We start from the raw sequence: 18,242 nt of genomic DNA, 5'->3' as shown, positions 1-18,242 counted from the left end.
ACGCCCTCAAAGCTCAATTAATGTCCTCATAGGGGAGTCATTGAGAAGCCCACACTCACCCGTTCGCGTAGCGTCCCGTAGGGAAGGGGAGTGTGTGGAGTACGTCACTTGGAAACAACCCCTATTCCCCTATTCCCTATTCCCTATTCTCTGCCTAAACAACTACAATAATTGTTTAAGCGGACGATATCACATTAAATTAGGGACTTCCAGATAAAAAAATTTCAAAATCTTGTAGAGACGTTGCATGCAACGTCTCTACACTCTAGTCTGGTTAACTTACGCTGCGCCGAATTCTTTGCCCACCATCGCATTAAAAGAACTTACTATAGAGATAATTTGGTCAGCATCATCAGGTTCAAACACTCCATCTAATCCTTCATAGTGCAAGTCTGTAAAGGGTGGTTCATAAAGTAACCCGGCATCCATCACACCGTTTTGGGTTAAATAATCAATGATGGTGTTAACAAAACGGATTTGAGTGGCATTAAAGTTACTACCCTCTAAATATTTAGCAAATGCTTGTTTGGCTGCGTTTCTGTCTAACCCTACCAGTTGACGAATGAACAGCTTCAGATTTTTGCCGTAAACTTCTTCAAACCGTTCTCGACTTTCAACTGCTTCTGCATTAAATAGTAACTCCTCCAAAGATGCTAAATCTGCATCAGTTAAGGGTACGTTACGTTTCAGTTTGGCGATCGCTATCTGATTCTCATGTTCCCGAATATACGCCTCTACTTTCTTGCGGTATTGGTAGGGACTAAATCCCGTCTGTCTCATCGGGATATTAGCTTCTGTAACTTCCCCTAACTTATCCTCAAAGTCTGTGTAAACTATAACTTGCTTTTTCGGGTCAATAAACTTCACTAAATCCCGCAGTTGATGACGCATCTGCTCAATTATCTCAGGTGTGATATCTAACCACCATGTTTCTGTTTGGATGTCTTCAATCAGGGCGAGTTTGGCTTTCACCATTGGGATAGTCTGCTTTTCTTCCAACTGATGCAACAAATCCCTGACTTGATCGCGTAGCTTGATAAAATCTTGAGACTTGTTCATCACAGCAATTTGCAGTTTGAGACAGAGTAAATCAAACCGTTTAGCTGGATGATTCTCTTGGGGTAAACCGTTGGGAAGTGGGGCTAAAGATTGAGCAATGTTGTCTATATCTGCATTATTCAGATTATCCCAGCGCGATCGCTCTGAAAACTCTTCTACCTGTTGTAAGTGACGGCGAACTAAAAAGTTATCTCGCGCCATTGTGGCTACGTGCTGATGTAAGTCGTCTAGTAATCTACTGCGTAACTGGTTTGGTTCAGGGTTGTTAGTTTCTCGGCGCAGTAATTCACTCAACTCTAACCGGGTTCTCACCAGTTTAGTTGTGATGCTGTCGCTGGGTTTCTGTTCTGATTCGGCAATCTGCTGATTGAAGTAATCAAAGTTACTGCACAGGTCAAATACTAAAAACTCGGTCTTATGATTGTCTACGCCAAATAAATCACGACACAGGCGAGTCCCACGCCCAATCATTTGGTTAAACTTCACCAGTGAATATACAGGCTTGAAAAATACTAAATTTACCACTTCGGGAACATCAATACCAGTGTCGAGCATATCTACAGACACCGCTATTGTGGGTTGTTTATGGGCTTCGGAAAAGTCATCTATCAGGCTTTGGTTGTAAGTAATTTCGCTATGTATGACTTGAGCAAATTCACCTCGATAGTGGGGATAGTTAAGATTGAAGCGTTGGACGATAAACTCGGCGTGCTTTTGATTACGGGCGAAGATGATAGTTTTACCGAGGCGATCGCCACCTTCTACTTTGAGTCCCCGTTGCATCAATAACTCTAAAGCTTGATCCACTGTACTGATGTTAAACAGCCAGTCATTCAGGGCGGCGGCGTTGATTTTGTCGGGAATCGCTCCGGTTTCCTCGTCGCGGAATCTGTCTTCATATTCTTCCTGTTCGGCTGGGGACAAGTCAGCGTATCTGATACCAGTACGCAGGAAGCGGAAAGGCACTTGTACCCCTCTACCGGGGACTAGATAACCATCAGCGATCGCATCCCGCAATTCATAAGCAAAGGTAGGAACTCCCGCCTCTAAGTCAAAGATGCGGTAGGTGTCGCGGTGAACTTCATCACGGGGGGTAGCAGTTAACCCCACCAGCAGCCCATCAAAGTAATCAAAGATAGCCCGATACTTGTGATAAATTGAGCGATGCGCTTCATCCACAATGATTAAATCAAAATGTCCAGGGCCAAAAATGCGTTTGTCGCCATCGTTGCGGTTGATGCGGTTTAACATTGTCGGATAGGTAGACAGCACCACATTATCAGTTGGGGTTGCCTCGTATTTGGTGATGTCTACGGCGGTGGCAGTGGGTAAGTGAGATTTAAAAGCCCGCAATGCTTGAGTAATTAAGGCGTTGCGGTCTGCCAAAAACAAAACGCGCTTTACCCAATTAGCACGCATCAACAAATCAACCAATGCGATCGCCGTGCGAGTTTTGCCGGTTCCCGTCGCCATCACCAGCAAAGCCTTGCGTTCTTTTCTGTCGTCAAAGGCTTCGGTAATGCTGCGAATCGCTAAAGTTTGGTAACTGCGCTCAACAATAGCCGGATTGATATTTACCAAATGCAACCGCTTGCGGTGGGTGCGGCGAAAAATTAACCGTTCTAACTCATCTTTTTTAAGAAAACCCTCGATTTCACGAGGCGGATAACTCACATCATCCCAAATCCAATACTTGTAACCGTTGGTGTAGAAAATCACCGGACGCTGTTGAAAACGAGCTTCTAGACAGTCGGCGTAGAGTTTAGCTTGGTGTCTCCCGGTTTCTGGACTTTTACGGGTGCGTTTCGCTTCCACCACCGCCAGAGGTTTACCATCATCACCCCATAGTACATAGTCTACTCGTCCCCTGCCCGTATCGTTAGGCATTCCCTCAACTTCGTACTCTGTGCAACCGGATTGATTGATATTCCAACCAGCTTCTTTGAGCAGAACATCAATTAAATAGTGACGGGTTGCGGCTTCGTTGTAATTGTGGGTGTCGGGAACCGCGAGATTTTGCTGTTTGAGGGTAGCCATTTTCCCCTTGAGGGCTGTTAACTCCGCCTCAGTTTGCTGCTGTCGTGCTTCCGCGATGCGGCGCATTTCTTCACTCAGGGAAAGTTGCGTTTCTAAAGCTTGCAACTGTTCTACAGACAAGTCTGAAATGTTCGGTTGAGTCGCACAGGGAATTAAGTCACGGTCAAAGTTGACTGCGGGATGATTTTTGATATCCTCAGAGTAAGAGCGTGACAGCCAGTAGAGGAAATGAAACAGTTCTTCGACTAGGTGCAGAGAATCCTTTTCTGTAATAGTTGTCGATCTATGGACTGCAATATTACCCATTTTGTGGATAGCGCGGACTTTAGCAAACAGCCCTGGTTTGAGGTTGTTTTGAAAAGTTTGTTCGTGGATGAGCGTCCCTAAATTGTTGTCATAGGGTAGTTGCAGATTAGCATCATAAGCATAAAGCCATTGGACAGCTTGCTCTAGGGTGAAGCGACAATAAAAGCAACTGGCACGGGGAGCGGTGTAAACTAGGCTTTCGGCTTCTTTGGCGTGTTGAAACAAACCAGGGTAACGTTTTTGGAGAAAGTCAAAGTTAGATGCCATAAATACCCGCTTACTTCCACAGTTTACCATTAATGATGTATTTAAACAGTATAAACTATAGCTGAATAGGGCAGTATGTTCATCAGTGAAATTAAGCAAGACAAAAAAATTCTCCCCTATCAATGTAGAGACGTTGTATACAACGTCTCTACATTTGTAGTTGGCTGTGCATCACCTGACGATGATTGAGAATGGTGCAATATTTGATTTACCAATAATAATATTGGTGTAAAATCGGGTATTAATTGTGAGTTTTGTAGTATTGTAGGGTGCGTCAGACTGATTAAATACTGTGAATAAATATATTATTGCTATCTGACGCACCCTACTGATATGCCTACGGGACGTTACGCGAAGCCGTAGGCTATTGCGAATTGGTGTAAAATTGGGTGTAATACCAAGTCTCTATGAAGTTGCACAGAAATACAATGTAGAGACGTTGCATGCAACGTCTCTACAGCGCATAATAAAGTTCCCTGTTCCCTACCCCAACAGATATGATAACTATTCAAACGGACATGGTATAAGTTGTGAGTTTTGACAACGTTTGTAAAGCTTTAGCTGAAAAATACCCAGAAGAATTTGTGAGTTGGTTACTGGCTGAAGTACCGACAACAGTTGAGGTACTGAAAACAGAATTGAGTTTAGAACCAATTCGTGCTGATTCTGTGACATTTCTGCAAACAGCCAATCGAATTTTACATATTGAATTTCAAACCCGCACCATCTCAAATCCGCCGCTTCCATTCAGAATGCTGGATTATTCCGTCAGGTTAATCCGTCAATATAATGTCCCTGTGACACAGGTGGTAATTTTTTTACAAGAGACAAATAACGAAGTTGCTTTTACTGAAGAATATGTCAATGAAACAACCACTCACCGTTATCGAGTTCTGCGGATGTGGGAGCAAGAATCAACAAGATTTCTAGATAATCCTGCATTATTACCGTTAGCACCATTAACACAAACAACCTCACCGCAAAGGTTACTATCCCAGGTTGCCCAAAGTGTTGCTAGAATTTCTGATAGGGATACTAGACAAGATATTGCAAGCTTATACAGAGATTTTAGCAGGTTTGAAGTTTGAAAAGGGATTGATTAGGCAATTTTTAAGGGAGGATGTCATGCAGGAGTCGGTGATTTATCAGGATATTTTACAAAAGGGAAAGCAACAAGAAGCTCTGAGTTTTTGTATGTCTTTACTTGAAGAACGTTTTGGTAATATTGATGCGTCAATTATTGAGCAAGTCCAAGTTTTAAGCAAGGAACAGTTAGAAGCTTTAGGTAGACAGCTTTTGAGAATTTCATCGATAGATGATTTAGTAATTTGGCTACAGCAAATTTAATTCTTCAGTTATCAAGCGAAAATGCGATGCAGGAGTCGGTGATTTATCAGGATATTTTACAAAAGGGAAAGCAACAAGAAGCCTTTCGGTTTTTGATGCGTCAATTAACTCGGCGTTTTGGTGAGATTGACTCGTCGATAATTGAACGGTTACGAGTATTATCTACTGAACAATTGGAAGTATTAGGAGAGGAATCTATAGATTTTTCTGCAATATCTGATTTGGTAGTTTTACTAGAACAGCAGGAAAGTAATTGAGTTGAAATAAAAAATATGGCAACGATAACGATTAATATTTCAGAGGAGCAACTGCAAAAGTTGCAGGCATTAGCGCAAAAGTTGGGAATGTCTACTGAAGAGTTGTTATCTGCAAGTTTGGAAGATTTATTAAATCATCCTCAAGGCGAGTTTACCCAAGCAGCTAGTTATGTGATGCGGAAAAATGCTGAACTTTATCGGCGATTAGCATGATTCGCTATTTGGTACTTATTGAAGTTATTGAACTTCATCGTCAGATTATCGAGCAGTCTGGGGGAAGTTTGGGGATTCAAGACTTAGGTGCTGTAGAGTCTGCACTTGCTCAACCACGTATGACATTTGGTGGTGAGGAGCTTTACCCGACACTTGTTGATAAAGCTGCGGCTATCGGTTTCTCGCTGGTCATGAATCATCCATTTATTGATGGTAATAAGCGGATTGGTCATGCAGCAATGGAAGTTTTTTTGGTGATGAATGGTCTGGAAATTGGGGAGCATCCCAAATGTGTAAATTTATTTTTACCCAATGTCAAAGGCTGGGAAGAAACGAACCACGAAGGACGCAAAGATCACGAAGGTAAGAAAGTTCAGAGAGTTTTTGGTGTTGCTGCGGTTATTTTTGCAAAATTGGGATGCTCCCGGAAATTGCAGCTTCTGTTGATGAACAGGAGGAAATTATACTATCTCTAGCATCTGGTCAACTTGAGCGTGAGGTATTTACACAATGGTTGAAATCTCATGTCAAAGTTATCTAAGTTTTGGCTCAGAGTTCTCCCCGAAAGGCTTTTTGTAGTAGGGAGTTGAAGAGGTTTTGAGCAGCATCGCTGCTTTGTTTATACTGACTCAAAATCTCAGTTTGATGTTTACAAAAATCCTCATATTTTTTCTGCATATTTATCGGTGGAAGAAGAATATGTAAACTTTTTACATCATCAAAATTCAAACCAGCTTTTACACCTTCCCTGTTTAGCCTAGTGATTTGTAACCGTCCACCAACTGAAGACAAGAAAGCAGCAAGATAAAAGGGAGAGATGAGTTTCTGGTTTAGACGGAGTATTGCTAAATGTTGGTTAATGTAAGCGGGTTGCAACCCATCTGGAATAACAGCAGTTCTGCCTAAGTCTGCTGTCATACTAAGTAAGACATCTCCTTCTTGAACACAAGTTCGGCGAGCTTCAGCAGAATCAGGTGGATTAACATAAGCAACATCCTCTAATAAAAGCTTTCCATCTTTTACATTCTGTATTCGGAGGAATAATCTACCTTCTGAAGCATAGAACTTAGCCCATCCACGAGAGCCAGTTGTGATAAAAGTCAATAATTTATAAAGTTCAACAATGTCCCACCCCTTGGGATTGGTAACAGGGTCGCCGAAGATATCCAAGAAAGCCGATCGCAGTAATTCCTCTGTGAGTGCGATCGCTTGTTTGCGTTTCCGGCGAACAGCATCAGCCTTGTCGAGAATCGCAGCAATACGGCGTTGTTCTTCTAGAGGTGGGAGAGGAACTTTGGTTGCCTCAAGCTTCCCTTTCGTAATGTGCTTAAGTCCTACTCCTCCATGCGATTGAGCAATAATTCTATCTATTCGGTAGTTGAGTGCATAACGAAAATATCCCTTATCGACTTTGTTTTCATCTACCAACACTCGAAAAATATGTTGATTTAGAACTGCCTTACCCCGATACCAGAAAAAAGCCCCGAAGGATGTTCCGGGCGTACCTGACCAAGAGAACAGTAACTCTCCCGAATCAATTAGGAATTGCTCTTTCATCTGTCCGTTAAAATAATTAAATCCACAATCTGGATCATTAAGGTTTTGTATTCGGACAATTGGAAGACCAGATTTACCCCAATCAGTTGGTTTAAAGGCATACCCATTTATAAGGGTGCAAACAGAACCTATTTCTACTTCCGGAAGTAGACTCATCCCAACAACCCCTCCAAAGCGTCCAAATCCGCCCGAATTTCAGCCTCTAAATCTCGTAACTTCTGCAAAATCACCTTGGGCGGCTCATACTTCACTTCTTGATACTCAATTTCTTTATAACGGTTAATAGATAAATCATAACCATTAGCTTTAATCTCATCTTTAGGCACAAAAAACGCCTTTCCTGTGCGGTCTGTATCCGTCTCAGGATTTCGCACCTTCCACCGCTTCAACAAATCAGGAATATCGTTTTCTTCCACAGGCTGACGCTTATCATCTAACGATAAGCCATCCGCCTCCATATCGTAAAACCAAACCTCATCCGTTCCCCCAGCCCCGGTTTTGGTAAAAATCAGTACCGCCGTAGACACCCCAGCATAAGGCTTAAACACCCCAGAAGGCATAGAAATCACCCCATCCAGCTTATGCTGTTCTACCAACACCTCCCGAATTTTTTTATGGGCAGTAGAAGAACCAAACAGCACCCCATCCGGGACAATCACCGCCGCCCTGCCGCCAATTTTCAGCAACCGCAAAAACAGCCCAATAAACAACAGTTCGGTTTTCGTTGTGGAAATAACCTTAGTTAAATCCTTGGCAATAGTAGACTTTTCTATCGAACCTTTAAATGGCGGATTTGCCAAAATCAAAGTAAACGCTTCGGTAATTCCAGCATGATCTTCAGACAGAGAATCCCGCGCCTCAATTTTCGGGTCTTCAATCCCGTGTAACATCAAGTTCATACTACCAATGCGGAGCATTGTGCCATCAAAATCAAAACCGTGAAACATTTCTTTATTGAAGTGTTCCCGATTCCCTGGCGCATTTAAAATCAGATTGCCATCTGCATCTTTCAAGTCGCGCAGATATTCAGCCGCCGCCACCAAAAACCCCGCCGTACCACAAGCAGGATCACAGATAATCTCTCTTGCGCCCGGTGACATCAACTCAACCATCATTTTAATAATGTGCCGGGGTGTGCGAAACTGCCCATTAGTGCCGGCTGTCGTCAGCTTTGACAGCATATACTCATACAAATCGCCTTTGGTATCCCTGTCTTCCATCGGGATTTGGTCAATTTGTCCGACTACACTCGCCAACAGCGCAGGGTTAGCAATTAGGAAAACAGCATCTTTCATGTGGCGCACATAGGTGCTATCTTCCCCGGTTGTCCCCAAAGTTTTGATAAAAGGAAAAGCCTTATCCCGGACAATTCGCAGCATTTCCTCAGAATCAGTCAGGTTTTTGAAATAAGACCAACGACAATGTTGTTTATCTACTGCGAAAATCGGGTTAGTAATGGGTTTATTGAGTCTGTTGGCTTTTTTCTCCTGCGCCAACTCCAAGTCATCTAAACGTTTGATGAATAACAGGTAAGATATTTGCTCAATTACTGAAAGAGGATTACTAATACCGTTATTCCAGAAAGTTGTCCAAAGGCGGTCTACTTTGGACTTTATCTCACCTGTAATCATCCGCTTAACTGCTCCTACGATAACGATATATACCAAGACTTGATGTTTTTGTCAATGTTATTTATAGCAGAAGGCTGGGGCAGGTTTTTCAAAATTCGCCTAATACCCAGTTATAGTTGACGCTAAAAAACCAGCTATTAAAATCAATGTTGCTTACGGTGGAATCACCAAAGCTAAAGCCACTCTGAAGATTCAGACTATTAAATTCAGATAGGCGATAATTGACTTGAGTAAATAGCCGATGATAATTATCAAAGCGATCGCGCTCAGTGAAATCTGATAAATTCAACTGGTAGCCTAAACCCACCTCTAGGGGTTTTTGAATTTGATAACTCAACAATAACCACAGAGAATTAATCATCCGGCTACGGTTATCAGGTTCAGCTAGATTCCAACTCAACTCATAAAAACTATCTAGCCGTAACTTTTCCGTGAGGGTATCTCGCCTTCCCAAAGAGAGGCGAAATGAGTTTTCACCGAGGAAGCGATCGCCTGCTGTAAACAAATCACTATTTTGAGCATAAAATAACTGTTGATTACTCCAACCAATTTCCCCATACATGCGGCTGGATAGCTGTTGGTAAATCCCCAGATTAAATCTAATTTGGTTATAATTAAATCTAGATTGGTCTACATAACGAATTAAATTACCATTAATTGAACCATTTATATAAGTCTGTTCTCCCAAAGGAAAATAAGCCGAGGCTAACCTTAATCCATAAAAAAACAAGCCCTCTTTTATAGGAGCAACATCCGACGCAAAAATGTTATTACTATAAAAATAACCAACATTTGCTTGTAAAGAACCTATCGGTTTAAACTGCGGTGCTGCTGTTTTTCTCGGTGGAATTTCTGGTTGTTCCAAAGGTGATTGTGGTAGCTGTCTGGGGCGCACCCTTAACCCCAACTCCCGATAATCATCTGATTCAGGGTTAGGTAGTTTTGTCTCTCGTAACCTTTGTATTAGCCTCTCTAACCTTTGATTTCTCGTGACTGAAGACGCATCTGGTAATCCCTCTATTGGTTGCGGGGTAGTTTGAGGGAAAATATCAGGCTGAGTTTCTAACTGTGGCGATTCATTCCTCTGTTGCACAAGACTCGGATTTTCTGCTTCAGCCGTTAGTAATTGCGGTTGTGACTGATTAAATTGCATCTGTTTTGTAGATGCTAAATCAAACATCTCAAATTGTGGCAATTGAGAATTATCTACTCTTAACTGCTCATATTTGCATATATAATCAGTTGTTTGATTATTCAGGACATGATTGTTTATTTCCCCTAAATAATCTTGACAATTGTGTGAATTTGACTTTTTGACGGATGCTGCATCTACCCTAATGCAATAAGTGTTGCTACCAATGACAGCTAACAAAATTGTGAATAAAAATCTTTTCCAGCCCTGAATTTGCATCTTGTCTAGATGGCTTGAATTTATCTAAAATTACCGTGGTTACAATGTGACTAACTATACTAATAAATATAATGTTTTGACACTTTTGACACTATAGAATATTACCTCCAGAATGTTTACTGTACCCTAATCTGGCAAAAGTTGCTTAACGAAAATTTTGGTCGGGTGGGTATTGCTTGCCAGTTGCTAATACCCTGAGTTTTCTGTTTTTGGCTGTGCATAGCCTGACTCTGATAGAGAATCAAGCCAAAGATGATTTTACCTGATTATCCTCCTATCCTGTTACTTGCAGCTTGTATGATTTCTTGCATAGATTCCAATTGGCGGGTAAAATTAATTTTATGTATTATCATCTCAGCAGACACAAACTTACATTAAGTGTATCGTAGAGAAAGTTAAGCTATCTTTAACAGCAAATTAACTCAGAAAATAGCGAAGAAAAATAGAAAATTAGCGAGTAAATATCTGTAAAGTTCAGAATTGATTTTTAACTAGGTTGGTATCAGTGCAATTTTTACTTATTTGAACTATGCGTTTTAAAGTATTGCAGTTAGCGATTGGTTTGTGGGGAATCATACTAATCAACTTGCCCAGTTTAGTAAGTGCTAACATTCCCTTAACTCGCGCCCAGATTCAAAGCTTGCGTAACTTTGTACAGTTGATTCCCAGAAGTAGCAAAAATAAGCGTCCCGCCCGTCCAGCAGATGCACTGATTCCAGGGGATGGGCTATCGACTGGTAGAGCCTCTTTAGCAGATTTGCGTTTCAATGATGGCTCTTTAGCGCGGGTTGGGGAACAAGCATTATTCCAATTTTTGCCTAGAACCAGGAATTTTAGACTATCCAACGGCACAGTATTACTACTGATTCCACCAGGAAGGGGACAAACACGCATCCAAACACCCAGCGCAGCAGCAGCAATCCGAGGGTCAGCCTTGTTCGTGCGCTATGATCAAATAACAGACACGACAATTGTCGGCGCGCTGACAAATAGTGGGATTACAGTTTTAAATAAAGATGCTTCCCAAACTCAAGAATTGCAAGCAGGTCAACTTTTAGTAGTAGTTAAAGGCGAATTTCAAGGCTTATATGATTTTGATCTGCAAACTTTTTATGAAACCAGTGACTTGGTTAGGGGACTGAACTTAACTAAAAAACAAATTACACCCTTAGTAGATCCGATTATTGCCACTATACAAGCAGAAATTCTCGCAGCTTTAGCAAGATGGACTCCTCTGAGTGGTCAAGGCATTATTGACAATCCATCATTTTTAGAATTAACAGTTAATTCTAACTCAGGTAGGGAAAATCCCTTGAGAGAAAATTCTACTGGCTCAAACACAGATGCTTTTCCTGTGGATTCCTTGCTGGAAACAGGAGAACTTTTGTTAAATAACTCTCAAGAATTTAATCCTACTGTAACCCCAACGCCAACCCCAACACCAACCCCAACACCCAGCCCAACCCCAACACCAACCCCAACACCCAGCCCAACCCCAACGCCAACCCCAACACCCAGCCCAACCCCAACCCCAACGCCAACCCCAACGCCAACCCCAACCCCAACCCCAACACCAACGCCAACCCCAACACCAACGCCAACACCAACGCCAACACCAACCCCAATTCCCGACTCATCAGGTAATCCGAGTAATGGCAACCCAGGAAACGACAAACCTGTGGGTAATGCTGGAGAAAATCCCGGAAATAGTCAGACTAACCCCACGCCCACGCCCAACCCCAACCCAGTGACAGACTCAACAGGTATTCCCATGAATGGCAACCCCGGAAACGACAAACCTGTGGGTAATGCTGGAGAAAATCCCGGAAATAGTCAGACTAACCCCACGCCCAACCCCAACCCAGTGACAGACTCAACAGGTATTCCCATCAATGGTAACCCCGGAAATGATAAACCTGTGGGTAATGCTGGAGAAAATCCGGGGAATAAGTGAGTGCTGGTTTCTTACCTCGGTTCAGGTGTTCGCGTATAAATAGGTTGTCCTTGAGGATTGTAAATAAACAAAGGCAGATTTGCATTGTCACTAATCACCGTTAAAGCTTCCTGAAGGATTTGCCAGTGATTATTCAGATCAATTTGAGCATTGGTATTCTCAGAGCTATTATCAGACATACCACTTTGCAGGATTTGGTCATACTCAGGGGTGATTCTGACAATAATGCCTTTATCGTCTACAGTAAAGTTACAAATTTTAATGGTACTAGAACAAGTTTTATTTAAATCGGCGCGGGTTTGTTGCCAAGCATTATTGAGTTGTAGTTTTTCTTGTGCTTGCTTGAGGGCTGCTGTGTATGGTGCTATGAGAGTTTGAGCTTGATTGTAGTACAAGCTATCGCGAGAAATTTGTTGAGCAGACTGTAAAGCTTGCTGCCAATAAATAACTGCGGCTTGCCATTGTTGTTGTTGCTCGTAAGCTTTGGCTTGTTTGGCTATATTAGTGAGTTGTTGATAGCTTTTGGCTGCTAGTTGTTCTACGGTGACGCGATCGCGCGCTCTTGCTAGTTTCGGTTTATACTCTATTAACAGTTGTTGTGCTTCTGCGTGTGCCGGACTATTTTGCGGAATTATATTTAAAGCATTGATGACTACTTGCCAAGTTGATTGCACTTTCTGCCAATCTTGTAAGGTTTTAGCCGTGGTTTCGCGTTTTGCCGCTACACTAGCTACAGCTTTGGCATCTGCCAACTTTTTCAGCCATTTTTCTTGTGTGACGATTTGCTGATTGATTGTTTGCAAATTGACGCGATACTTACGTAAATTTGACTGTGCCAAGTTATAGAGTTCACTATTGCGCTTGACAGATTCCAAAGGTGCGATCGCCTGCCGCCATAGGCGTTGTCTAGCTTGTAATTCCTGTTGACTATTGGTGGGTGTTTGCATTTTTTGCTCTGCCACCGTGGCTGTTTGCAAAGCTGTTAACACCTGGTTAATTTCTTCAGCCTGACCTGATAGACTTACTTTCAGTTCTTCTGCTTGTTGATAGCGAGAAGACCAACGGGGAATAGTTGTTAAGCTGTTGTTGGTTGCTTCCAGTTGCTGTTGTATAGAGGCTAATTCAGTGGCTGACTTAGCACGACGCATTAATTGTCTAGACTCAGTTTGAAATTGTGCGGCGGTTGCGATGGCTGGACACTCAGACATGACGCAAGGACGAGTCAGTAAGTAAGCACCACCACCACCTAACCCAATTACGCCCAACAAAACCGTACCCAGCAGTATAGGATTAATTTGACGCTTGGGTGGATTCACCAATAAATCTGGTGCATCCGCTAAAGGATCGAATGGTTCTTCTTGCGCCTCATCTTCAGTCTCATCTGTTGACAAAGAATCAGTCAACGAAAATGCAGAGGATGAAAAAGGTGTGGCTTCTTCAACGTCTTCGTCTTCATCTACCTCGGTGAGTGGGTTTTGTGGCTGTCCATGCCCCTTAATCATCAGGTAACGTTGAGCATAGGGCAATTTTTCGCCCATAATTCTCATAAAACATTGTATTCGCTGTTCTTTATAAGTCGTTAGCGACTGAAGAACTTCTTCAATCACAGCGAAAATCTGCTCTACGTCAGCATTGATACTGAGTGGATGTTGAGTTAAAATCATCAACTCATCTTTGTTGACAGCACACTTAATCTGGAAAACCTCACCAGATGGCACTTCTGCCAGAAATTGTTCTTGCAAAGTTCTGGCTAACAGATGTAAATCTTCCTGCTGGACTGCTACTTTCATAGAGCCTTCCTGCTGGCCTGCTATATTATGTTTTTTATCGGTGGGCGAATGAAATGGCATTTGTTCGTTTATTGAATGCAGATGCACAGTTTAACCAACCATAATCACAAAATCTGATAGACCATTTTTTAACACAAATTCTGAAATTTCACCAAAAATCAAATCAACGGGTAAAATCATCAGTCTCATGTTAGTACCAGGGGCATCTAGGTGAATAGTCTACATTTTCTGATGTTTCCCACACTAAACATTATGAGTAATTTTCAGTTTTTTACACAATAGATCATAATAATTTTTATAATTTTACCTTTGGTAGAATTCAACCTCAAACATGGGAATAATAGATGTTTAACTCATGACTGAGAAGATAGCATTGATGTATGAACCACTAGGAAAAGGTCAAAACTCATCGTGCTGGTTGCTCAACAGTAGGAAACTCAACAGAATTACCTGTTTGGGGAAATTGCCAATCGCCTGGGTAAAGCCAGCATTTCGGCAGGTGATGCGCGGGTAAACAACATCAAAAAATCCCTGACTCTCAGCCGGGAATTACCGCCAAGGGTTGCTTCCTCCTGAGTTGTGAATTTTGAGAGTTGAGAGTTTGAGTTAATAACTGGTTTAATTATACAGTAGTGAATTCACTGGATTTACAAGTATTCAATTATAATTTAATACTCAGGATTGCCTGCTAGCAATTAATGTGCGACATTGACTGAATTCGATAAAATTGTTACGTGCAGAAGAATTTTTTATAGCTAACTAAAGCTTGATTATCTAATTAGGGTGCGCTAAAAACAAAAAAACAGCACCAGATTAATTCTCTGTAAGCGTAGATATTAGGTGCATAGCAATGGATTTATTGGAGTATCAAGTTAAAGAATGGTTTAGGGAAATAGGCATTCCTGTATTGCCTTCTCAACGTATTGACCATCCTACAGATTTGAAACGGCTGAAAATTCACTATCCCATTGTACTAAAATCGCAAGTACACGCGGGAGACAGAGAAAAAGCAGGGGGAGTGAGGATTGTTGAAACTACAATTGATGCGATCGCATCTGCCCAAACTATCTTTAACTTGGCAATTTGGGGCGAACTACCAGAAGTCATCTTAGCAGAGTCCAAGTATGAAGCCACCCAAGAATTTTATTTAGCTGTAGTTTTAGATACAGCAGTTTGCCGACCAATACTTTTAGGTTGCCAAGAACCGGACGTAGATTGGGAATCAGCCGGCGAGAAAATGCAGCACGTAGTTGTAGAACAGGAATTTTCGCCGTTTTATGCGCGCAGACTGGCGTTAAAGATGGGTTTGCAAGGCGCACTCATGAAGTCAGTAAGCGGCGTTTTAGAAAAAATGTATCAGCTTTTTAGACAAAAAGATTTAGACTTAGTAGAAATCAATCCTCTAGCTGTCAACGCGGCTGGGGAAGTGATGACATTAAATGGTAAAGTCAGGGTGAATGAACGAGCTATTGGGCGACACCCAAAAATTGCGGAAATGGCCGCCAAAATAGCCACTCAACATCATGGCAGAAGTCAGATCAATAACCGATTTGGTGACTGGGATAGTTTAGAAATGCACGGTAAAATCGGCATTTTGGGCAATGGTAAAGGTTCGATGATGGCAACGGCTGATTTAGTGGCTGACGCAGGTGGTAAACCGGGTATTTGTTTGAATCTCAGACACGCTTCGATTATAGATACATCACCGACAACATTTTGCGATCGCTTAGTTCGAGGTTTAAACCTGTTGGCGGCTGACAACAGCATTCAAGTCATACTGATTAATCTTCTCGGTAGCATTCCGCAGCCAGAAGCCACCGCCACCGCCATAGGAGAATTTTTACTCCGCGACACAGGCGAACTACCTTCAGTAGTTGGGCGTTCCCATGCTAGTAGAAACTCTAGGGAGCATTCATTACCCCATTTAGTCATCCGTCTAGCTGGTTCCGAGTTAAACCCGGCTAAAGAAGTTTTAACATCTTTAAAAACGCCAAAAAATCAACTCATAATTGTGGAAAATTTAGACGAGGCGGTTGCAGCAGCAGTCAAACTCGTGAAATCACCGATTTACAAAAAAGTTTCTTAGTGTTATGGAAAGGAGGCAGGGGAAGCAGGGGAGGCAGCCGCGTGGGCGGGTTTCCCGACTTGAGCGGACTGCCGTGAGCAGGGAGCAAGGGAGAGGGGACTTTCCCCTTTTCCCCCTGCAAAGAGCCACAATTCTTCTTTCCCAGTCCCCAATCCCCAATCCCCAATCCCCAATCCCCAATTCCCGATAGTTTATGAAGTTAACGCCAGATAGTAAAGTTATCATCCAGGGCTTTTGTGAATTTATCTCAGCAAGTCATATTGCTCAAATGCGGGCTTATGGTACAAATTTGGTGGCTGGTGTCGATCCTGGATGTGGTGGGCAGGAAATTTATGATCTGCCAGTATTTGATTTGGTAGAAGAGGTAGTAGAGAAGTTTGGGGAAATAGACACCACGATTATTTGCGTACACCCTTATCAAGTTCTCGATGCTGCCTTAGAAGCGATCGCTGCTCATATCCGCCAGATTATCATCATTTCTGGGGGGGTGCCGCCCTTGGATATGGTGCAATTACTCCGCAAAGCCGAAGCCGGGGAAACTCTAGTCATCGGGCCTAACAGTCCGGGAATTATTGTCCCAGGGAAAATTCTGTTAGGCACACAACCAAGTGAATTTTATACACCCGGTTCAGTAGGAATTGTCAGCCGTAGTAGTACCCTCACCTATGAAGTGGCTTGGGAATTGACAAAAGCGGGTTTAGGGCAATCAATTAGTGTCAGTATTGGTAGTGATGCCATTGTCGGTTCTTCGTTTTTGCAATGGCTACAAATTTTAGATGAGGATGATAGTACCGAAGCGATTGTTTTAGTCGGGCAACCAGGCGGTGGCAGTGAAGAAGCCGCAGCTAGATACATTGCTGAAGCCATTGATAAACCAGTTGTGGCTTATATCGCCGGCAGACAAGCACCACCGGGAAAAACTTGGCGACAAACAGGGACTTTAGTCACCGTTGTTGGTCGTCCACCCAATTTCGGCACGGCACAAAGTAAAATAGCCGCTTTTGCAGCCGCAGAAGTCCCCGTTGCGGAACGCCCTTCATTAATTCCTGAATTACTCAAGAAGGCGATGAATTGGAGTTAGGGATTGGGGACTGGGGATTGGGGACTGGGGATTGGGGACTGGGGATTGGGGACTGGGGACAAATCAATTCAAAATTCAAAATTCGTCTTGAAAAGTTTCCTACGCCGGGAAACCCGCCTACAGAACTTTTCGCAAAATTCTTGCATTAAAGAATTCTGGGGAAAAATCTCCCTTGCTCCCCTGCTCCCCTGCTCCTCCGCTCCTCCGCTCCCTCTGCTCCTCCGCTCCCTCTGCTTCCCTGCTCTACCTGACTCGACTAGGAAATGCTATCAATTGTTAGTTGTTGTTTTTCTGTGAAATACATCGCAATACCCTTTTCATAGTAGGCAGCTTCGTTAATAAAAATGGGGTAAACTGTAGATGTACCTTGATAAGAGATCGCCTGTCCGTCGAAGGTTAAAAACATCGGTTCACCAGGATTTAACGGTTGATAATCTCGAAACTGAAGCTGCGGGTGAATCATCGCTTGTAATTCTCCGGTTTCATTTCTGGGATAATCTATAGTTTCCAAATATTTATAAAAAGTTAATGTATTATTGGTTTGTGGTGTGATGCCTTGGTTAAATTTATCTAAATAATTTAAAATACTAAAAATCAATGCTTCGGTTTTTTGAAACCACTCGGCATTTAATACACCCTGAGCTATAGGCCCCACTTCAATCACAATACCAAATTCACAGAGCGATCGCAGAAAATTACTACCTTTTTCAGCTTGTGTATAACACACCCTAACTAAAGGATTAATTTCACATAAATAAGCTGCCAATTGCAATAAAAAGGGATGTTGATTACCGATAATCATACTTAATCCCATGTTGGCAGTTGTACTATGTAAATCAATAATTACATCTACCTGGCTTGGGCTTGAATTTAGCAGTGTTTGATATATAGTTTTTGCCCTATTATCTTCATAACTATTGAGTGTGGTATCTTGCAAATTTTCAACTAAGAAGCAACGATTTAAGTCTTTTTCTATGTAGCGTTTACCTGCGGCGAAAGCTTGAGGATTGCCCAATAATGTCAGAATTTCAAAGTTATATTTTTGAATGAGATGGGGAAATTTTTCTAATTTTTTAACTAGGTATGCGCCTGTAAATTCATTCCCATGAGTACCACCAACAATCACAACCCGATTAATTTTTTTCATAGTCAATAACTTTCAGGTAAAGAACTGGGGAATGGGAAGAAGCAGGGGAGCAGGGAGCAGGGAGAAAGGGGAGGCAGGGGAGAAAAATTTTTAACCAGT

The 18,242-nt window shown here is 42.3% G+C and carries 12 protein-coding genes and 1 pseudogene; 7 read left to right on the top strand and 6 right to left on the bottom strand.

Annotation, left to right across the window (positions count from 1 at the left end; genetic code table 11):
- Positions 1-279: 279 nt before the first annotated feature.
- Positions 280-3,669 carry a DEAD/DEAH box helicase family protein gene (locus tag A3775_RS18230; protein ID WP_066426152.1) on the bottom strand — a complete coding sequence of 1,130 codons (3,390 nt, stop codon included), beginning with the start codon at positions 3,667-3,669 and terminating at the stop codon, positions 280-282.
- A gap of 530 nt (positions 3,670-4,199) precedes the next feature.
- Here A3775_RS18230 and A3775_RS18225 point away from each other — a divergent pair.
- The 4 genes and pseudogenes from A3775_RS18225 (at position 4,200) to A3775_RS25115 (ending at position 5,962) form a co-directional block, all read left to right on the top strand.
- Positions 4,200-5,016, top strand: a pseudogene (locus tag A3775_RS18225) (Rpn family recombination-promoting nuclease/putative transposase).
- Positions 4,998-5,273: a DUF4351 domain-containing protein gene (locus A3775_RS18220; protein WP_231867033.1), complete on the top strand. Its 276-nt coding sequence runs from the start codon at positions 4,998-5,000 to the stop codon at positions 5,271-5,273. Before A3775_RS18225 ends, A3775_RS18220 begins: the two are co-directional and overlap by 19 nt.
- Positions 5,274-5,288: 15 nt before the next feature.
- A complete protein-coding gene (locus A3775_RS18215) occupies positions 5,289-5,486 on the top strand; it encodes a DNA-binding protein (protein ID WP_066426149.1) in 198 nt (65 codons plus the stop codon).
- Positions 5,483-5,962, top strand: a complete 480-nt coding sequence (locus tag A3775_RS25115; RefSeq protein ID WP_231867032.1) for a type II toxin-antitoxin system death-on-curing family toxin — start codon at positions 5,483-5,485, stop codon at positions 5,960-5,962. The genes A3775_RS18215 and A3775_RS25115 overlap by 4 nt, the downstream gene beginning before the upstream one ends.
- A gap of 73 nt (positions 5,963-6,035) precedes the next feature.
- Here A3775_RS25115 and A3775_RS18205 read toward each other — a convergent pair whose 3' ends face one another.
- The 3 genes from A3775_RS18205 to A3775_RS18195 are packed head-to-tail and all read right to left on the bottom strand — an operon-like array spanning position 6,036 to position 10,085.
- Entirely contained in the window at positions 6,036-7,199 is a 1,164-nt protein-coding gene (locus A3775_RS18205; protein WP_066426148.1) for a restriction endonuclease subunit S, read from the bottom strand.
- Positions 7,196-8,710 carry a class I SAM-dependent DNA methyltransferase gene (locus tag A3775_RS18200; protein WP_231867031.1) on the bottom strand — a complete coding sequence of 505 codons (1,515 nt, stop codon included), beginning with the start codon at positions 8,708-8,710 and terminating at the stop codon, positions 7,196-7,198. The genes A3775_RS18205 and A3775_RS18200 overlap by 4 nt, the downstream gene beginning before the upstream one ends.
- 52 nt (positions 8,711-8,762) lie before the next feature.
- Positions 8,763-10,085: a hypothetical protein gene (locus A3775_RS18195; protein ID WP_066426143.1), complete on the bottom strand. Its 1,323-nt coding sequence runs from the start codon at positions 10,083-10,085 to the stop codon at positions 8,763-8,765.
- A gap of 529 nt (positions 10,086-10,614) precedes the next feature.
- Here A3775_RS18195 and A3775_RS25350 point away from each other — a divergent pair.
- A complete protein-coding gene (locus A3775_RS25350) occupies positions 10,615-12,039 on the top strand; it encodes a FecR family protein (RefSeq protein ID WP_066426141.1) in 1,425 nt (474 codons plus the stop codon).
- An 11-nt stretch (positions 12,040-12,050) separates the two neighbouring features.
- Here A3775_RS25350 and A3775_RS18185 read toward each other — a convergent pair whose 3' ends face one another.
- Entirely contained in the window at positions 12,051-13,829 is a 1,779-nt protein-coding gene (locus tag A3775_RS18185; RefSeq protein WP_066380421.1) for a phage tail tape measure protein, read from the bottom strand.
- Between the two features lie 850 nt (positions 13,830-14,679).
- Here A3775_RS18185 and A3775_RS18180 point away from each other — a divergent pair.
- Together A3775_RS18180 and A3775_RS18175 are read left to right on the top strand one after the other, a co-directional pair.
- A complete protein-coding gene (locus tag A3775_RS18180; protein WP_066426139.1) occupies positions 14,680-15,915 on the top strand; it encodes a succinate--CoA ligase subunit beta in 1,236 nt (411 codons plus the stop codon).
- A 193-nt stretch (positions 15,916-16,108) separates the two neighbouring features.
- Positions 16,109-16,996 (top strand): CoA-binding protein, encoded by an 888-nt coding sequence (locus tag A3775_RS18175; RefSeq protein ID WP_066380424.1) that lies wholly within the window; start codon positions 16,109-16,111, stop codon positions 16,994-16,996.
- A 256-nt stretch (positions 16,997-17,252) separates the two neighbouring features.
- On the opposite strand, the gene A3775_RS18170 is transcribed toward A3775_RS18175, so the two are convergent.
- Positions 17,253-18,143, bottom strand: a complete 891-nt coding sequence (locus A3775_RS18170) for an aspartoacylase (RefSeq protein WP_066380426.1) — start codon at positions 18,141-18,143, stop codon at positions 17,253-17,255.
- Positions 18,144-18,242 lie beyond the last annotated feature (99 nt).

Source organism: Anabaena sp. 4-3 (assembly GCF_001597745.1).
Classification (GTDB): Bacteria; Cyanobacteriota; Cyanobacteriia; order Cyanobacteriales; family Nostocaceae; genus Trichormus.
This window is presented reverse-complemented; position numbering and strand designations above follow the sequence as displayed.